The organism is Stenotrophomonas sp. 05N37, from assembly GCF_056397365.1.
Genome location: NZ_JBFTNG010000001.1, coordinates 1,199,542 through 1,217,897 on the forward strand (window position 1 = coordinate 1,199,542; position 18,356 = coordinate 1,217,897).

Annotated in this window: 14 protein-coding genes; 4 read left to right on the top strand and 10 right to left on the bottom strand. The window is 69.5% G+C overall.

Translation table 11 applies throughout. From position 1 onward, the window contains the following. Positions 1–122: 122 nt before the first annotated feature. Genes fghA through frmR form a run of 4 tightly spaced genes read right to left on the bottom strand, consistent with a single transcriptional unit; the run spans position 123 to position 2,771 of the window. Positions 123–953, bottom strand: a complete 831-nt coding sequence (gene fghA / locus AC1DGC_RS05195) for an S-formylglutathione hydrolase (RefSeq protein WP_259207688.1) — start codon at positions 951–953, stop codon at positions 123–125. A gap of 10 nt (positions 954–963) precedes the next feature. Beyond that, positions 964–1,323 (bottom strand): YqcC family protein, encoded by a 360-nt coding sequence (locus tag AC1DGC_RS05200; RefSeq protein WP_478047349.1) that lies wholly within the window; start codon positions 1,321–1,323, stop codon positions 964–966. Between the two features lie 7 nt (positions 1,324–1,330). After that, the gene (locus AC1DGC_RS05205; RefSeq protein ID WP_394164141.1) at positions 1,331–2,440 is read right to left on the bottom strand and encodes an S-(hydroxymethyl)glutathione dehydrogenase/class III alcohol dehydrogenase; all 1,110 of its coding nucleotides are present in this window, start codon (positions 2,438–2,440) and stop codon (positions 1,331–1,333) included. Between the two features lie 55 nt (positions 2,441–2,495). Continuing rightward, the gene (frmR, locus tag AC1DGC_RS05210; RefSeq protein ID WP_256777333.1) at positions 2,496–2,771 is read right to left on the bottom strand and encodes a formaldehyde-responsive transcriptional repressor FrmR; all 276 of its coding nucleotides are present in this window, start codon (positions 2,769–2,771) and stop codon (positions 2,496–2,498) included. A gap of 146 nt (positions 2,772–2,917) precedes the next feature. Between frmR and AC1DGC_RS05215 the strand changes: the two genes are divergently transcribed. Further along, positions 2,918–3,256 (top strand): DUF4240 domain-containing protein, encoded by a 339-nt coding sequence (locus AC1DGC_RS05215; RefSeq protein ID WP_478047350.1) that lies wholly within the window; start codon positions 2,918–2,920, stop codon positions 3,254–3,256. A gap of 289 nt (positions 3,257–3,545) precedes the next feature. After that, positions 3,546–6,554, top strand: a complete 3,009-nt coding sequence (locus tag AC1DGC_RS05220; protein ID WP_478047351.1) for an autotransporter outer membrane beta-barrel domain-containing protein — start codon at positions 3,546–3,548, stop codon at positions 6,552–6,554. 30 nt (positions 6,555–6,584) lie between these two features. Here AC1DGC_RS05220 and AC1DGC_RS05225 read toward each other — a convergent pair whose 3' ends face one another. Both AC1DGC_RS05225 and AC1DGC_RS05230 read right to left on the bottom strand, forming a co-directional pair. Next, positions 6,585–6,875 (bottom strand): hypothetical protein, encoded by a 291-nt coding sequence (locus AC1DGC_RS05225; RefSeq protein WP_478047352.1) that lies wholly within the window; start codon positions 6,873–6,875, stop codon positions 6,585–6,587. Positions 6,876–7,025: 150 nt separating this feature from the next. Beyond that, the gene (locus tag AC1DGC_RS05230; protein ID WP_478047353.1) at positions 7,026–7,934 is read right to left on the bottom strand and encodes a LysR family transcriptional regulator; all 909 of its coding nucleotides are present in this window, start codon (positions 7,932–7,934) and stop codon (positions 7,026–7,028) included. A 127-nt stretch (positions 7,935–8,061) separates the two neighbouring features. Here AC1DGC_RS05230 and AC1DGC_RS05235 point away from each other — a divergent pair, with 127 nt between their 5' ends. Beyond that, positions 8,062–9,165, top strand: a complete 1,104-nt coding sequence (locus tag AC1DGC_RS05235; RefSeq protein WP_478047354.1) for an alkene reductase — start codon at positions 8,062–8,064, stop codon at positions 9,163–9,165. Between the two features lie 92 nt (positions 9,166–9,257). Here AC1DGC_RS05235 and AC1DGC_RS05240 read toward each other — a convergent pair whose 3' ends face one another. The 3 genes from AC1DGC_RS05240 to AC1DGC_RS05250 form a co-directional block, all read right to left on the bottom strand. Continuing rightward, positions 9,258–9,470 carry a hypothetical protein gene (locus tag AC1DGC_RS05240; RefSeq protein ID WP_478047355.1) on the bottom strand — a complete coding sequence of 71 codons (213 nt, stop codon included), beginning with the start codon at positions 9,468–9,470 and terminating at the stop codon, positions 9,258–9,260. Positions 9,471–9,479: 9 nt separating this feature from the next. Continuing rightward, positions 9,480–10,148: an SMI1/KNR4 family protein gene (locus AC1DGC_RS05245; protein WP_478047356.1), complete on the bottom strand. Its 669-nt coding sequence runs from the start codon at positions 10,146–10,148 to the stop codon at positions 9,480–9,482. Positions 10,149–10,217: 69 nt separating this feature from the next. Further along, complete coding sequence (locus AC1DGC_RS05250) at positions 10,218–11,108, bottom strand: LysR family transcriptional regulator (protein WP_394164148.1); 891 nt, start codon at positions 11,106–11,108, stop codon at positions 10,218–10,220. A gap of 107 nt (positions 11,109–11,215) precedes the next feature. On the opposite strand from AC1DGC_RS05250, the gene AC1DGC_RS05255 reads away from it, so the two are divergent. Continuing rightward, positions 11,216–12,271, top strand: coding sequence for an NAD(P)-dependent alcohol dehydrogenase (locus AC1DGC_RS05255; protein ID WP_259207707.1), 1,056 nt, complete (start codon positions 11,216–11,218; stop codon positions 12,269–12,271). Positions 12,272–12,921: 650 nt separating this feature from the next. Here AC1DGC_RS05255 and AC1DGC_RS05260 read toward each other — a convergent pair. Continuing rightward, positions 12,922–18,201 carry a putative Ig domain-containing protein gene (locus AC1DGC_RS05260; protein ID WP_478047357.1) on the bottom strand — a complete coding sequence of 1,760 codons (5,280 nt, stop codon included), beginning with the start codon at positions 18,199–18,201 and terminating at the stop codon, positions 12,922–12,924. Between the last annotated feature and the right edge of the window lie 155 nt (positions 18,202–18,356).

An 18,356-nucleotide genomic window follows, 5' to 3' on the forward strand; every position in this document is an offset into this window, starting at 1 on the left:
ACGCGTGGTCCGTTGGGTTGATCCACGGGATGCGTGGTGGCTGGTTGCGTAGATCCACGCCATGCGTGGATGAAACGCCCGGGATCGGTCCCGCGCCCGGGCAGCCATCCGTTGGGTGGCGTTTACGCGTGCAGCGCCTTGGCGTGGTGCGCGATGTGGTCGCCGATGAAGCTGCTGATGAAGTAGTAGCTGTGATCGTACCCGGGCTGCAGGCGCAACTGCAGCGGGTGGCCGGCGGCGGTGCAGGCGGCCTGCAGCCACTGCGGCTGCAGCTGGGTGTCCAGGAATTCGTCGCCACCGCCCTGGTCCACCAGCAGCGGCAGCTTCTCTTCGGCCGTGGCCACCAGTTCGCTGGCATCCCACGCCGCCCAGCGGCTGCGGTCTTCGCCCAGGTACGCGGTGAACGCCTTCTGGCCCCACGGCACGCGGGTCGGTGCGACGATCGGCGAGAACGCCGAGACGCTGCGGTAGCGGCCCGGGTTCTTCAGCGCGATCACCAGCGCGCCATGCCCGCCCATTGAATGCCCGCTGATGCTGCGCGCACCGCTTGCCGGCAGGTGGGCTTCCACCAGCGCCGGCAGTTCGTCCACGATGTAGTCGTACATGCGGTAGTGCGCGGCCCACGGCTGCTCGGTAGCGTTGAGGTAGAAACCCGCCCCCTTGCCCAGGTCGTAGCCTTCGGCGTCGGCGACGTCGTCACCGCGCGGGCTGGTATCCGGCGCCACCAGGATCACCCCATGCTCGGCGGCGTAGCGCTGCGCGCCGGACTTGGTGATGAAGTTCTGCTCGGTGCAGGTCAGCCCGCTCAGCCAGTACAGCACCGGCAGCTTCTGCGAGGCGGCCTGCGGTGGCAGGTACACCGCCACCTTCATGTCACAGCCCAGCACCTGCGAGCGGTGCTGGTAGACGTCCTGCCAACCGCCGAAGGCGGCGCGATGTTCGATGCGTTCCATGGGAGTTCCTTCAGGGGCGGCCGCGCGCAGGCGCGCCGCCGGTAGTGATGTCATGGTCCAGTTCCGCCAGCAGGTGCAGCAAGGGCTCGCAGTCGTCCCGGCCGTCCAGGTTGCGTCGCGCCGCCACCGCCACCTGGCTCTGCGGCGGCCATTGCCCGTCGCGGCGCGCTTCGTGCAGCCGCGGCAGGAAGACCTGCACCAGCCAATGCTCGAACGGCATCTCATCGATACCGAACGGTGAATCGACGTGACGCGGCGGGCCGACCGGGCCCTGCAACCAACCGAGCGCACGCAATGCCTGCTCGATCTGGTCGACCAGGGCATCACGCGCCGGCACGGCCGGACGCGTCCAGAGGTCGGTCAGTCGCATGTGCGGCTCAGTAATGCACCACCGAGCGGATCGACTTGCCTTCGTGCATCAGCTCGAAGGCCTCGTTGATCTGCTCCAGGTCCATGGTGTGGGTGACGAACGGGGCCAGTTCGATGTCGCCCTTCATGGCGTCTTCGACCATGCCCGGCAACTGGCTGCGGCCCTTCACGCCGCCGAACGCGGTGCCCTTCCACGAGCGGCCGGTGACCAGCTGGAACGGACGGGTCGAGATTTCCTGGCCCGAGCCGGCCACGCCGATGATCACCGACTGGCCCCAGCCACGGTGCGCGCATTCCAGCGCGGCACGCATCACGTTGACGTTGCCGATGCACTCGAAGGTATGGTCCACGCCCCAGGTGGTCATCTCCACGATCACCTGCTGGATGGGCTTGTCGTAATCCTTGGGGTTGATGCAGTCGGTGGCACCGAACTGCCGGGCCAGGTCGAACTTGGACGGGTTGGTGTCGATGGCGAAGATGCGCCCGGCCTTGGCCTGGCGCGCACCCTGGATCACCGCCAGGCCGATGCCGCCCAGCCCGAACACGGCCACCGAATCGCCTTCCTGCACCTTGGCGGTGTTGTGCACCGCGCCGATGCCGGTGGTGACGCCGCAGCCGAGCAGGCACACGTGCTCCGGGTTCGCCTCCGGGTTGATCTTCGCCAACGAGACCTCGGCCACCACCGTGTACTCGCTGAAGGTCGAGCAGCCCATGTAGTGGTAGATCGGCTCGCCGTTGTAGCTGAAGCGGGTGGTGCCATCGGGCATCACGCCCTTGCCCTGGGTGGCGCGCACGGCCACGCACAGGTTGGTCTTGCCCGAGGTACAGAACAGGCACTCACCGCACTCGGCGGTGTACAGCGGAATCACGTGGTCGCCCGGGGCGACGCTGGTGACGCCCTCGCCCACTTCCACCACGATGCCGGCGCCTTCATGGCCCAGCACCGCCGGGAACAGGCCTTCCGGATCATCGCCGGACAGGGTGAACGCATCGGTATGGCAGACACCGGTATGGGTGATCTTGACCAGCACTTCGCCCTTCTTCGGCGGGGCGACGTCGATCTCGACGATCTTCAACGGCTGGCCGGGACCAAACGCTACAGCGGCACGGGATTTCATCGGGGATTCTCCAAGGGAAGGGACGAGACGGGGTCGCGCGCGGTCACCCGCCCGCTTATTTCAGGTAGGAACGGATCAGCGCGCTCATGTCGCGCACACGCTCGGCGCGCTGCGCATCGGACTGCGCCGGCTGGCCGAATTCTTCTCGCAGGTGGGCTTCCATCACCTCGGACATCAGCCCGTTGACCGCCCCGCGGATGGCGGCGATCTGTTGCAGCACCGGTGCGCATTCGGCACCGCCCTCCAGCGCCCGGTCCAGGGCGTCGCACTGGCCGCGGATACGGCGGACGCGGGCCAGGACCTTCTTCTTTTCTTCAGGAGAGTGCGGCATGGGCCGAGGACCGGTGAACTATACTGGGGGATAGTATACACATGGCGCCGGACCCAGCGACAGGCTCATGCCCCCTCCGCGAACGCGCGCCATGGCCCGATCCCACTTCTGGGCGCTTATCCGCGTCGGCCCGCCACCGTGCCGCCATGCCTCTGGAGACCCCGACGCTGCTGGAGGCGCTGGTCCGCGCCATCGTGCGATGGTGCGGGCATTTCCAGCGCCCCCCTCTCCTGCCGGAGCAGCTGTGGGCCGCCACGTCTGTGATCCATGGCGGGTGCAGCGAGGATGGTTCCGACTGCTTTCGCGGCGGGTGGACCGGTTGCGGAGCAGCATGCCTGCGCGACGCACTGCGCGATCCGGATTCACGTTGCGCGCACCCGCGCGTCCCGGCCTCTGCACAAGGCGGCGGCGAGAACATGTATTTGCAACGGTTTGCATGGCGCTTTCCCAGCATTTGCATATCACCCGGAGCGCTACACCCCTAGAGTTCGCGGCCTCACGCACCTGTGCCGCCCATTGACCTCGCCCACGCCGCTCCCGCTGCACCTGCTCTCCCTTGCCATCGCCGCCGCACTGGCCTGCAGCACGCCCAGTGCGCTTGCCCAACGCGCGGGGCCCGTTGTCGCCGACGGCACCCACGAGGAACCTGCCCCCGGTGACTACAGCACGTCCCACGATGGCCCTGCTGGCTACGTCTTTCATGCCCTGAACGGCGGCACCCTCCGGGCCACCGGCGCGGTCGCGGTGAGCGCGAACGGCCATGACACATCCGCCGTGCTCGCTGAAACCAACGGGACGGTGGCCTTCCAGGGCGGCAGCATCACCACGCGGGGCGACAACGCCATCGGCGTATCGGTCGCGTCCGGCGGGCACGTCGAACTGCTGGCCGATGGCGCCGGGCAAGGGCTGACCCTGTCCACCAGCGGCCTCCGCAGTCATGCCACCCGGGTAGCGGGCGGTACGCTGCTCCTGCGCGGTGCCACCATCGACGTCAGCGGCCCTCAGTCCTACGCCCTGTTCGCCCTGTCCGGCGGCCATATCGACGGCGATGGTTTGACGATCAACGCGCAGGCGTTCGGCGTGACCGGCGCGCTGATCGCGTCCGGGGGAGGACTGACGTTGTCCAATAGTTCCATCGAAGCACTCGACGAGGAGAGCACGGGCGTTTTCGGCGCCGGGGCCATCACCCTGCGCAATACGGATGTGCGGGTTTCCGGTGTTTCTTCGACTGCCGTGTCGATGACGGGAGGCACGCTCCGGGTCGAGGACGGCGTGATACAGGCCGACCATCCACAAAGCAGCACCGTCCATCTGTTGAACGGCAACCAGGTGGACATGATCGGCACGCGGATCAACGCCGGCCGGATCGGGCTCAACATCGACGGCCTCGGAAATGATGTCCGCTTGATCGACGTGGATATTCATACGGTCGGGGCTGGGGGCATGGGTGTCTGGCTGCTCAAGGACTCCAGCCTGGCCATGCGTGGCGGCAGCATCATCACCGACGCCACCGACGGCGTGGCCGTCGACAACCGCGCCGGCAGGGTCAGCCTGGACGGCGTGCACGTGACTACTGCCGGCGCGGCCGCACACGCGATGAGTTCGACGTTCAGCGCCAACGCCGCGCTGCTGGAGGCCGACCGTACCCAGGTGCTCACCGACGGCGATGGCGCCATCGGTGCCCTCGCCCGCGCCGGCGGCAGCACCCACCTGCGCGACAGCACCATCGCGACCACCGGTGCCAACAGCTACGGCGTGCTGAGCGGCGGCACCGGCGTGATGACCCTGCGCGCGACCGATGTCACCACCCGCGGCCAGGGGGCCGCCGCTGCCGTGGTCAATGCCGATGGCAGCCTGGACATCGACGGCGGCACGCTGATGAGCGAGCGCGCCGAAGCGCTGTGGGTGCGCGCGGCGCGCCACGTGGCCGCCCGCAATGGCGCCCGCTTGATCGGTGGCAACGGGGCCCTGATGCACGTCGATGCGGCGTTCGCCACCCCGCTCGATGTCACCCTGGACCAAGACGTGATCGCCCTCGGCAACATCGCGATCACCCCGGCCGATGTCGCCGCCGGTATTCCCGTCCAGGCCGACATCCGGGTCCACCTCAACGGCCGTTCGCACTGGCGCGGCGCCAGCAGCGTGGTCAACCAGGTCACGCTCGGCGATGCCAGCCGCTGGACGCTGACCGGGGATTCCCGCGTCGGCCAGCTCACGCTGCGCGACAGCACGCTGGCCTTGTCCGCGGTCGGCGCCAGCGGCTTCAATCGCCTCACCGTGGACGGCGATGTCGACACCGACAATGCGCTGCTGATCTTCAACGGCGCGCTGGCCGGCGATGCGTCGCCCGTCGATACCCTGCACGTGCGCGGCGACACCCGCGGCACGGCCGCCATCCAGGTCAACAACGTGCACGGCCTGGGCGCGCAGACCGTGGACGGCATCGCGTTGATCCAGGTCGATGGCGCGTCCACCGCGGTGTACCAGTTGCGCGGTCGCGCCGTCGCGGGCCAGTACGACTACTTCCTGCACAAGGGCGGGGTGACCACGCCCGGCGACGGCGGCTGGTACCTGCGCTCGGCGCTGGCGACCACGCCGGACCCATGCGAGGTCGATCCCGAGGGTCCGGGCTGCGTCACACCGCCCGATCCCTGCGCCAGCGACCCGACCGGCCCCGGCTGCATCGTCATCCCGCCGGACCCCTGCGAGGCCGATCCGAACGGGCCCGGTTGCGCCGTCCCCCCGCCCACGCCCTGCGCGACCGATCCCGGCGGTCCCGGCTGCGTGCCGCCGCCCATCCCGTGCGAGGCCGACACGACCGACACCTGCCACCGCCCGCGACCGCGACCGCCACAGGTGCTGCGCCCCGAGGCCGGTGCATACCTGGCCAACCAGGCAGCCGCCGTGGCGATGTTCCAGCACCGCCTGCACGACCGCGATGGCGGCCACGCCAACGGCGAAGCACGCGACGCCGGCTGGCTACGCGTGAACCGCACCCAGACCCGCCAGGATATCGGCGGCCAGCTGGCCCTGACGGGCCGGGCATCCAGTGTGATGAGCGGCGTGGACGTGCTGCAATGGGGCGGCGCCAGCGCAGGCCGCCTCGGCCTTCTGCTGGCTACCGGCAGGACCGTCACCGAGGTTCGCTCGCGGCGCAGCGGTTACACCGCCACCGGCACGGTGACGGGCACGGCGCTGGGCGCATACGCCAGCTGGATGCAGCACCCCGGTGGCGAAGACGGCGCCTACGTGGACGGCGGGCTGCACCACGGCCGCTACCGCACCAGCGTGCAGGGCATCGGCCTGGCCAGGGAGCGCCAGGACGCGCGCAGCACTGCCGCGTCGCTGGAAACCGGCTACGCCTGGTCGCTTCGCCTGGGTGACACCGCCACCCTGCAGGTCCAGCCGCAGCTGCAGCTGAGCTACACCGACTACCGCGCCGATCGCGTGGTCGAGCACAACGGCACGCAGGTCGCCGCGGATGCGGCGGGCGGGCTGTCGTCGCGGCTGGGCATGCGGGTAACGGGCGCGGTACGCACGGAGGAGCGTCACGTGCAGCCGTTCGTGTCCGCCCACTGGCTGCGCGCATCCGGCCGCAACCGTGTCTGGCTGGACGACAGCCGGATCGAGGGCGCCGTGCCGACCACCCGCTACGAACTGCGCGGCGGCGCCGTGCTGCAGCTGGGCACGCGCTGGTCGGCGTGGGGCGACCTCGGCCTGCAGCGCGGCGACAATGCCTACCGCAGCGTCTCGGCGCAGATGGGGCTCAACGCCCGCTGGTAGTCTCGCCTGGGTTTGCACGGCACGCGGCCACTACAGGTCCGCCTGGCCGATCAACCAGCCGAGCACCTCCGACTGGAGCTGTGCGGCCTGCGTCCCGGTCGCCACGCTCCAGAGACCGTGGTGCATGTCCGCCACCTCCCGATACTGGAACGCGCCCCTGGATGGCTTCACGTCCTCGGCCAGCCGCCTGCCCGAGGACACCGGCACCGAGCCGTCGCGCTCGCCATGGACCACCCGCAGGGGCGCCTCCAGGTCGCGGAGGACGTGGGCTTCCACCGCATCCAGGCGACTGGCCCATGCCGCCGCCACGGCGTCGGTCACCCTGCGCTACGAATAACCCGCCTCGGCTTGCGCCACCTCGCCGTGCATCGGGATCACGCCCGGCGTGCTGCTGCATGACAAGACCCTGCGCCCGCCCCACCCACTACGCTGGCGGACTGACCGCGTCATCGTTCGGGCGGTCCGCCCGGCTCAGTCGAATGCGCCCGCATCGGCCAACCGCGTCAGTTCATCCACCACGTAACGCACCTTCGGCCGCAGATGGCGCGTCTGCGGCCACAACGCGTGGATCTCCACGTGATGCTGCATGCACTGCCCCAGCACCTGCTGCAGCGCGCCCGTCTGCAGGTGCTGTTTGACCAGGAAGTGCGGCATCTGGCAGATGCCCAGCCCGGCGATGGCCGCCTCGATCACCGCATCGCCATCGTTGAGCTGGTGGGTGCCACTGGGGATGAAGCGCGCCTGCGCATCGTCCTCGCCGATCCGCCACGCCACCGGCTGGCCGTAGCGGTAGCCGACGATGCTGCGGTGGGCATGCAGGTCGTCGACAGTGACGGGGGTGCCGTGCGTGTCCAGGTAGGCCGGCGATGCGCAGGTGATCAGTCGCTGGCAACCCAGCCGTCGCGCGACGAGGTGCTGGGCCTGGTCCAGCCCACCGAAGCGGATCAACAGGTCGATGCCCTCCTCGAGCGGGTCCACGAAGTGGTCGGTGAAGGTCATGGTGAGCTGCAGTTCGGGGTGGTCGGCGCAGATGCGCAACAGCACCGGCAGGATCATCAACCGCCCGAACGAGGACGGCATGTCGATGCGCAGGCGGCCTGCAGGCAGATGCGACGCCGAGCCCAGACACGCCTCGGCCGAGGCGATCTCTTCCAGCGCGGTGGCGCAGGAGGCGAAGTAGGCCTGGCCATCGGCAGTCAAGGAAATGCGCCGCGTGGTGCGATGGAACAGCCGCACGCCCAGCCGCTCTTCCAGCCGCGCGATCGCCTTGCCGACCGCCGAGCGCGATATCCCCAGGGTCTGGGCCGCTTCGGTGAACGTCCCCGAGCGCGCGGTGGTGACGAAGGTGGCCAGCCCGTTCAACGATTCCACTGGCAGCATTGTCGCGCTCCATTGGGGACAGAATGTCCCGCTTGCCGGGAAATTGAAGGCCTTTATGCGCCTCCAGGTCAACCTTATCTTGAACGGGTCGCGCCGCTGGCGCCCCCTTCCCCACGAGTTCCGACTTATGACCGCCCTGCTCTTCCAGCCCTATGACCTCGCCGGCACCCCGCTCCGCAACCGCATCGCCATGGCCCCGATGACCCGCGCCCGCAACCCCGGCAGCGTGGCCAACGACCTCACCGCGGCGTACTACCGGCAACGCGCCAGTGCCGGGCTGATCGTCAGCGAAGGCACCCCCGTGTCGGCGCAGGGCCAGGGCTACATCGACGTGCCGGGCATCTGGTCGCCCGAACAGGTGGCCGGCTGGAAGCAGGTCACCACGGCCGTGCATGCCGAACGGGGCGTCATCTTCGCCCAGCTCTGGCACGTGGGCCGCATGTCGCATGCCTCGCTGCAGCCCGACGGCGGCCAGCCGGTCAGCGCCGGAACGCGTCCGGTCGCGGGCAACCCGAAGAGCCGTGCGTTCGTGTACCTCGAAGACGGCAGCCGTGGGCAGGCCGATCCGACCCCGCCGCGCGCCCTGCGCAGCGACGAAATGCCGGGCATCGTCGACGACTTCGCGCGCGCGGCCGACAACGCGATCGCTGCCGGTTTCGACGGCATCGAACTGCATGCGGCCAACGGTTACCTCTTCGAACAGTTCCTCAACCCGGTCACCAATGACCGCACCGACGGCTACGGCGGCACGCTGCAGAACCGCGCGCGCCTGATCCTGGAGACCGTCGATGCGATGGCCGCGCGGATCGGGTCGCACCGCGTGGGCGTGCGGCTGGCGCCGAACAACCTGCAGTTCGACATGCCCGAGTATGTCGGCAATGAAGCGGCCTACCTGTATCTGGCACAGGAACTGGGCAAGCGCGGGCTGGCCTATGTGCACCTCAACGACAACCACGCGCGCGGTGTGTCGGTGCTGAGCGAGGCGTTCCTGCGCACCTTCAAGCAGAGCTACGGCGGCACCCTGATCCTGGCCGGCAGCCTCACCCGCGCGCGGGCGCTGCAGTTGGTGGACGACGGCATCATCGACCTGGCCGCGTTCGGCCAGCCGTTCATCGCCAACCCGGACCTGGTGGCGCGACTGGAGCGCGACGTGGCACTGGCCGTGCCGGACCGGGCGACGTATTACGGTGGCGGGGCGGAGGGCTATACCGACTACCCGGCGGCCAGCTGATCCCGGGCGGCGGCGGCCGGGGATCGTGCCGGTCGCCGCTCCCGGTTCGGCGGCTGCATGCAGCCCCCATGGGGCGGCGCTACCCCGCCGGTCTACCGCAACATCAGGCCCCGCCACGGGTTGGGCACGTCGCCCATCAGGGCCACCACCGCGCGATCCAACTGCCCGGTGGCGGCCAGGCCGGCCACCGGGTGCGCGTGCAGGTGCGGCGGCAATGGCGGCGGCAACCGCCCGGCGTCCAGCGCCAGCAGGTGGTCGCCCAGCTGGCGGAAATCCGCGTCGCTCAGTGCGTCAGGCGCCGGCATGCATCACCGTCATGCCGGCACGTAGTTGAAGCGGGTATCGATCCCGTCAAAGCCGATGCTGCGCTGGATCAGCGCGGCCGCGGCGTCCTCACCCACGCCGCCGGCGTGGATCGCAGGATCGGCGTACAACGCGTCCAGCGCCTGCACCTGCGCCGCACGCAGATAGGGGCGATGCGACTCCAGCCAACGCTGCAGGTTGTCAGCCACCTCACCCTCTTCCAGCAGGCTGTCGCCGAGGTCGGCCACCGCGTCGACCATCATCCGGAAGATGAAATCCTGCAGGTTGGCCGCCAGCACGTCCACGCGGTCGTCGTCGTGCCAGAGCAGCACCACGCGTGGCTCGGCAGGTGCATTCGGATCGGGCCAGAAGCAGTAGTAGTCGCCCGCGCCGGTACTGCCGAAGGGCAACAGCTGCAGGCCCTCGCGCAGGCGCACGTGGCTGTCTTCATCGGTGAACTGTTCGGCGTGGCCCACGATATCGGCCGGCGCGATCAGTTCGAACTCGCGCGCATACAACAGCAGGGGCGGGCGTGCGCGCAGCGTGGGATACACGCTAGTGACCCAGCCATGACAGAGCGCGCCCCAGTCCAGCATGTGATCGCGATGCAACTGGTGGTAAAGCGCGGGAAACCGCTGACCAAGCTGCTGTTCAATGTCGCCGGGTGTGGCTGCGGTCATGGGCCGATGCATCCGATGCGGCGGGCAAGCGTGCCATCACTGGTGCGACCACGGCAACCGCCGCGCGTCTTACACCGTCGCCCGCACCATGTCCACGAAGGCGCGCAACGCCGAGGACATCTGGCGCTGGCGCGGGTAATAGAGCACGAAGCCGGGGAACGGCTCGGCCCAGTCCTCCAGCACCGCCACCAGGCGGCCATCGTCCAGGTACGGGCGCGCCGAATCCTCCAGCACGTAGGCCAGGCCGAGGCCGTCGATCACGGCCTGCAGGATGGTGTGCTGGTCGCCCAGGGTGAGCCGGCCGGGTACGTCCACTTCCAGCTCCTGGCCGTCGCGCTCGAACTGCCACTTGTAGAGGTGGCCGCTGGCGAAGCGGAAGCGCACGCATTCGTGCTGGGCCAGTTCGCGCGGGTGGCGCGGTGCCGGCCGGCGCGCGAGGTAGGCCGGCGCGCCGACGATCAGCCCGCGCAGGGGCGGGCCCAGCGGCACCGCCACCATGTCCTCGGGCACCGACTCGTGCAGGCGCACGCCAGCATCGAAGCCGCTGGCGACGATATCCACCAGGCCATCGTCCTGCGCCAGTTCGATGCGCACGTCCGGGTGGGCCTGCAGGAAGCGCGCCAGGCGTGGGCCCAGCTGGGTCTGCACGGCGGCGCGGGTGGCATTGATGCGCAGCAGTCCGGCCGGCGCGGCGCGGAAGTGGTTCATCTCCTCCAATGCGTCGTGCACCTGGTCCAGCGCCGGCTGCAGGCGCTCGAGCAGGCGCTGGCCGGCCTCGGTGAGCGCCACGCTGCGCGTGGTGCGGTGGAACAGGCCTACGCCCAGCCGTTCTTCCAGCGCGCGGATGGCGTAGCTCACCGCGGACGTCGACAGGGCCAGCTCGGCACCGGCGCGGCGGAAGTTGCGGTGCCGGGCCACGGCGGCGAACGCGGCCAGGTGGGTCAGGTTGTCAGTGGCCACGATTGTGCAGTCTGCCTTGATGAATCATGCCGATATATTGACTGTATACGCACAGGATGCGGACGTATTGTAAAGCGCCTTTCTACAAAACCCGCCAAGGATTCCTCATGTCCCTCGCCCATGGTTACGCCGTCCACGACCAGACCGCGCCGTTGGTGCCGTTCTCCTTCGAGCGCCGCCCGGTCGCCGCCGGCGACGTCCGCATCCAGATCCTGTACAGCGGCATCTGCCATTCCGACCTGCACCAGGCCCGCGACGACTGGGGCAATTCCAAGTTCCCGATGGTGCCCGGCCACGAGATCATCGGCCGGGTGACCGAAGTCGGTGCCGGTGTCACCGGCTTCAAGGTCGGCGATTTCGCCGGCGTCGGCTGCATGGTCGATTCCTGCCGCCATTGCGCGGCCTGCGATGAAGACCTGGAGCAGTACTGCGAGAAGGGTGCCAGTTACACCTACAACAGCACCGAGCGCGACGGCCAGCCGACCTTCGGCGGTTACTCGGACCACATCGTGGTCGAGCAGCGTTTCGTGGTGAAGGTGTCCGAGAAGCTGGACCTGAAGGCCGCCGCGCCGCTGCTGTGCGCGGGCATCACCACCTACTCGCCGCTGCGCCACTGGAAAGTGGGCCCCGGCCAGAAGGTCGGCATCATCGGGCTGGGTGGCCTGGGCCACATGGGCGTGAAGTTCGCCAAGGCGATGGGCGCCACCGTGGTGATGATCACCACCACGCCGGAAAAGGGTGCCGATGCCAAGCGTCTGGGCGCCGATGAGGTGCTGGTCTCGCGCGATCCGGCGCAGATGCAGGCGCATGCGGGCAGCTTCGATTTCCTGCTCAACACCATCCCGGTGAGCCACGACACCAACCCGTACATGGGCCTGCTCAAGCGCGACGCCACCATGTGCCTGGTCGGCGTGCTGACCGAGCTGGACCCGCCGCTGATGGGCGCTGCGATGATGTTCGGCCGCAAGCACATCACCGGTTCGGCGATTGGTGGCATGGCGGAAACGCAGGAGATGATGGACTTCTGTGCCGAGCACAACATCGTCAGCGACGTGGAAGTGATCGACATCAAGACCGTCAACGAAGCCTGGGAGCGCATGGCGAAGAATGACGTCCGCTACCGCTTCGTGATCGACATGGCCACGCTGGAAAAGGCGGCCTGATCCTTCCGCACTGGCATGAAGAAAACCCCGGCACTGCCGGGGTTTTTTTATTCTTCGGCCAATGCCAAGGAGCGTCATGTCCCAAGGCTGCAGCAAGATGGGGCACGGCTATATCCACCGTGGCTGGATGGCGCGCCGCTGTATGGATCCAGCGGCGTCTCCGATCGGATCTGTCGCGCGCGTCGGGGCCCCGTAGCGGCCGGTAGGCCCCTGGCGTAGCGTCCCCCGGCCGCCGAGCGGCCTCCTCCTATATTTTGCCCAGGAGCCCGCCGCCCGCTACGGGACTCGGCTCGCGGTACACGCGAGGAGCGAGGCTTCTCTCACTTCCGTCGGTGAGTCGGTCGCTGGGCCCCCATGCCCTTGGAGGCGAAATAAAGGAGGAGGCCGCGCAGCGGCCGGGGGCGTCGCCGGAAAGGGTCTGGGGGCCCAGCGCCCGACCCACCGACTGCCGCTTGAGGCGAAATAAAAGAGAAGGTGCGGCCGCAGGCCGACGCCGGAGGCGTCGCCGGAAAGGGTCTGGGGACCCAGCGACCGACCCACCGACCGCCGCGCAAGAAAAACTCCGAGCGCGCGAGGTGTTTGCCACACGCAGCGAGAAGAACTTCGTGCCCCCCGGCATCGCGCCACCGGCAACCGGTGGCGCGTACCGCTTACAGCTGCTTGTCCAGGCTGATCTGCACGCCGTGGTCGCGGTCTTCACCACTGCCCACCAACCCGCGGTAGTCCACGCGCAGACCCCAGTCGCGACCGAAGTCGAACATCACCCCCGCCCCCAGCATCCAGCGATTGCGGTCGAAGCCATCCAGCGAGGTCCGGTAGAACGGCACCCCGACCAGATCGGCGTACTGCATCGTGGCGGTGCCACTGCCGCTGAAGTCGTGCTGGTATTCCACCCGCAGCTGCGGCGTCCAGGCGCCCCAGGCCGCGGTCTTGCGCGACTCGATGCGCAGGCCCGCGTTACCGGTGCTGGTGTCCACGTCCTGGTCGCCGTAACGCAGGGCGAACAGGTCGCTGCCCTGCTCGACATAGCGGTCGAGCGTGCCGCGCGACGCATCCAGTCGCGCATACGGGGTGAACTGCCAGCTGCCACGCACCAGGTCGGCACCGACGGACAGCGAACCGAACCACTGGCTGCCATCGCGGCGGGCATGCACGAAGCTGCCGTCGCTGGTCACGTAGCGGCGCAGATCGTAGTCCAGCAACTGGTGGCCCAGCAGCGCATCCACGAACAGGTGCTGCCCCGGGCTGTAGCTGCCGTACACCGCCAGAGTGAAGGCCTGGCCATCGCTGCGGCTGCCGTTCTCGCCCACATCGGTGCGGTCGCGGCCGTAGCCCAGGCCGACGCCCAGGGCCAGGTCCTCGCCCACCTGCAGGTCGCTGCCCAGGGTCACGCCATCGGTATTGAAGTCACCGCCGGCGCTGCCGCGCCCGTTGGTCCGGCCGGTGCGGATCGTACCGCCCACCCACAGGCCGAGCGGTGCCTGCGCGCCCGTCCCGGCCGCGGCCGGTGCATCCAGCCCCGGCTCCCGATCGAACGGCTGGCGGCGCTGGGCGTCGCAGTCGCTGCCGGGCAGGCTGCCCACGGCCGGATCGCACCGCTGCGGCCCGTAGGCCAGGCCCAGATTGTTGCTGAAACCGTTGCTGCGGCTCGCCCCGTGCAGGCGCTGCATGCGCTGCTGGAAGTTCTCGATCTGCGAGGTGGCAAAGCGCCGCGCGGCGTCGGCCTGCGCCGACAGCAGCCCGCGCACTTCCGGGTCGCGGGTCGGGTCCGGGCGCTGGGTGACCTGCACGGTGTAATCGCGGGTGCCGGTGAAACCCAGTGCATCGGTGGCGGTGACAGTGAAGGCGAACGCACCGGCCGCGGTAGGCGTGCCGGTCAGCGCACCCGACGCGGCCAGCGCCAGGCCGCCGGGCAGCGCGCCGGTGGTGACCGCGTAGGTATACGGCGCGGTGCCACCGCTGGTGGAGAGCTGCTGCTGGTAGGCGTTGGCGAACAACCCGGCCGGCAGGGTAGCCGGGGTCAGCGTCAGCACCGGCGCGGCCACGCTGAGCGTGTAGGCCTGCGTCACGCTGGCCGGGGTGCCGCGGGTGCTGTCGGTGGCGGTCACGCTGAAGGCCACCGTGCCCACCGCGGTGGGCGTTCCCGACAGGCGACCGGTGGCGGCATCCAGGGCCAGGCCTGCCGGCAGGGTGCCGGTGGTGACGGCGAAGGTGTACGGCGCCACGCCGCCGCCGGCAGCGAAGGCCACCTGGTACGCACTGCCCGCCGTGGTCGGGGTCAGGGCGCCCGCGGCGGGGGTCAGCGTCAGTGCCGGGGTCGCCACCTGCAGGGTGTAGTTCTGCACCACGCTGGCCGGGGTGCCGGTGGTGCTGTCGGTCACGGTGAGGGTCAGCGCGAAGCTGCCCGACTGGGTCGGGGTGCCGGACAGCACGCCGGTGCTAGCGTCGAAGGCCACGCCGCTGGGCAGCGCGCCGGTCAACACGTAGCTGTAAGGCGCCACGCCGCCGCTGGTGGTGAATGCCTGCTGGTAGGCGGTGCCGGCCATGGCCGACGGCAGGGTCGGCGGGCCCACGACCAGGGTCGGGCTGGCCACGCTCAGGGTAAAGCCCTGGCCGGCGGTGAACGGACCGGTGCCGGTGCTGCTGTCGGTGGCCGACGCCACCAGGTTGAAGCTGCCGGCCTGCGTCGGGGTTCCGCTGACGGTGACGCTGTCGGCGGTGCTGGCGGTGATCGACAGGCCGGCCGGCAGGTTGGTCACCTGGTAGCCGCTATAAGGGGCCGCACCACCGGACCAGGTGAAGGTCTGGCTGTAAGGCGCGCCGGCCACGGCCGAAAACACGCTGTTGGCGCTGACGGTGATGGTCGGGTTGCCCACCGTCACGGTGACCGTGGCCGGCGCGGAGGTACCGGTGCCGTTGCTGGCGGTGTAGGTGAAGCTGTCACTGCCGGCGAAGCCCGCTGCCGGCTGGTAGCTGATCGCGGTCGGGCCGGTCACCGTGGCGGTGCCGTGCAACGGGGCGGTACCGATCGCCACCGAACTGGCCGCCCCGCCCGACAGCGCGAGCGCCACCGGCGCGGCGGGCGCACCGTAGGCCACCGCGGTGTTGACGTTGCCGGCCACCGGCAGGCCGTCGGCCACCGTGATCGACATCGGGGTGCCGATCGAATACGGCGCACCCACGCCGGTGCTGCTGTCGGTGGCGGTCACGGTGAAGTTGAACGTGCCCAACGCGGTCGGCGTGCCGCTGAAGACACCGTTGGCCGCCATGCTCAATCCCTGCGGCACGCTGCCGGCCGTGACCGTGTAGGCGTACGGCGCGGTGCCGCCGCTGGCCGGGCCGACGGTGGCGGTATATGGCTGGGCGAGGGTCGCCCCCGGCAGGGCTCCACCGGGCAGCACCAGCGTGGGCGCGCCCACGGTGAGCACATAGGTCTGCACGCCGGTGTAAGGACCCGGCGCTGCACTGGTATCGGTCGCGGTCACGGTGAAGGGGTAGGAGCCGCCCGCGGTGGGCGTACCGGCCAGCACGCCACCCGCGCTCAGGGTCAGGCCCGGCGGCAGCGAGCCGGTGGTGACGGCATAGGTGTAGCTGCCGCTGCCGCCGCTGGCAACGAGGGTCTGGCTGTAGGCAACGGCGATCGCCGGGGACGGCAGCACCGTCGGCGCGACGGTGACCGGCTGGTCATCGTTGAGCACGGTCACTATGCCCTGCGCATTGGCGAGCGTGGCATTGGTGGGGGCGGTCAGGTTGATCGCGAAGGTCTCGTCGGCCTCCGGCGTGGTATCGCCGTTGACGGTGACCGCGATGGTCTGGGTGGTCGCGCCGGGTGCGAAGGTCAGCGTCCCGCTGGCGCCGATGTAGTCGGTGGGCGCGACGGCGCTGGCATTGGCGGTGGCGTAGTTGACGGTGACCGTCTGCCCGCTCACCGCCGACAACGTCACCGTCAACGTGGCCGTGACCGTACCGCTGTTGCCTTCGGTCACCGTGGTGTCGTTGATGGACAGCGAGGGCACGGCGTCGTCGTTGACGATCGTGCCCGTGCCCTGGCCGTCGGCGACGGTGGCACCGGTCACGTTGCTGACGGTGGCGAAGAAGGTTTCATTGGGCTCGTGCAACGTGTCGCCGTTGACCAGCACGGTGAAGGTGGCGCTGCTGCTGCCGGCGGCAATGGTCTGCCCGGTCAGCGCCTGGGCGACATAGTCGCTGCCGGCGGTGGCGGTGCCATTGGCCGTGGCGATGTCGAAGCTGACCCCGCCCGGGCCCGCCGCCGCGTTGAGCGACACGGTGAAGGTGAAGGCGGTGGTGCCGCTGTCGCCCTCATTGAGGCTGACGTCACTGATGCTCAACGCCGGCTGGTCGTCATCCAGGATCGTGCCGGTCGCACTTGTCGGTGCACCGACGGCATAGCCGGTGCCTGCAGCCAGCGTCAGCACCACGGTCTCATTGGCCTCCACGGCGCTGTCGGCGGTGGGCGTGACGGTGATCGTGCCGCTGGTGGCCCCGGCTGCGATCGACAGCGGCGAGGACACCGCCGCGTAGTCGGTGCCGCTGGTGGCGGTACCGCCCACGGTGTAGGCGACCGACAGCGGCACCAGGCTCGGCTGGTCCAGGGTGACGGTGTAGACCAGCGGGGTGCCGCTGTCTTCGTTGACCGAGGACGGGGCCACGGTGATCGACGCGCTCGGCACGTCGTCGTTGAGGATCGTGCCGGTGGCGCTGGCCGGGGCCCCGACGGTGTAGCCGCTGCCCGCTGCGACGGTGAGGATCACCGTTTCATTGGCCTCCACGGTGGCATCGGCGGTCGGGTTGATCGTGACCGTGGCGGTGGTCGCGCCCGAAGGAATGCTCACCGTCGCCACGCCGCCGGTGTAATCCACGCCACTGGTCGCGGTGCCGCCGGTGGTCAGGTTGACCACGGTCGGCGAGGACAGGTTGAGGCTGCGGGTGACGGTGTAGACCAGGTTGGTCGCCCCGTCCTCGCTGACGCTGGCCGGCGCCACGGCGATGCTGACGCTGGGCGCCGCGCTCACGGTCAGGGTGAAGTTCTCCACCTCGAAATAGCTGCCGGTGCCGGTGCTGCTGTCGGTGACGCGGATGGTGACCGGATAGGCGCCGGGGGCCACGGCGGTGGTACCGCTGATCACGCCTGCATTGAGCGTCAAACCGGCGGGAAGGCTGCTGGCTTCCATCGCGTAGGTGTAGGGCGCAACGCCACCGGTGGTGGCCAGCGTCTGCGAGAACGGTACGCCCTGGATGGCCGTGGCCGCCGCCGGGGTGAGGCTCAGGCTGGGGTTCTGCACGGTGCCGCTGTAGGTCTTGTCGGCGGTGGCCGTGGTGGCATCGGTGGCGCGTACGGTGAAGGTGTACGCACCGCGCTGGGTGGGCGTGCCGCTGATCACTCCGGCGTTGAGGGTAATGCCAGGCGGTGGGGTACCGGCTTGCAGCGTGAAGGTGTACGGCGCGGTGCCGCCGCTGGCGCTGAGCGTCTGCGATACCGCCGTGCCGGCGGTCAGGGTGAGCGCGGCCGGTGCGACCACGATCGTGGAGTTGGCCGGGGTGATGGTGACCGTGACGCGGACGGTGTCGCCATCGGTGTCGGAGAATTCGAAGACATCACTGGTGGCGGTGTCGCCGCCGTGACCATAATCGACGAACCAGTTGCCGCCGGTGATGCGCAGGTTGGCGGTGCCGTGCTGCGGCAACTGCGGACCGTCCACGGGGCCCTCGCCGGCCAGGGCGACCGGATTGGCGCAGGCCGAGACGTTGATCGCCACCGTGCCGCCATTGCCGACGGTCGCCGACTGGGCCGGACAGATCAGCGAGGTGTGCGCGGCCCACGCGGCGGTGGACCACAGCGCGGCGCAGAACAGGACGAACAGGGTCGAGAAAACACGCGCGGTACGCGCGTATCGGGTACGGAATGCCATGACCTTTCCCCCTTGGAAAGAATCCACCTGGATGCAGAACACCATCGAGGTGCGCGTCCCGTGCCGGCTGCCCCGGGAGCATGATGCTCCCGTCGTTCCCTGACGTCGCCAGCGGCAGGCATTCCACGCCTCCCCCCTTTGGCGCCATTGGAACA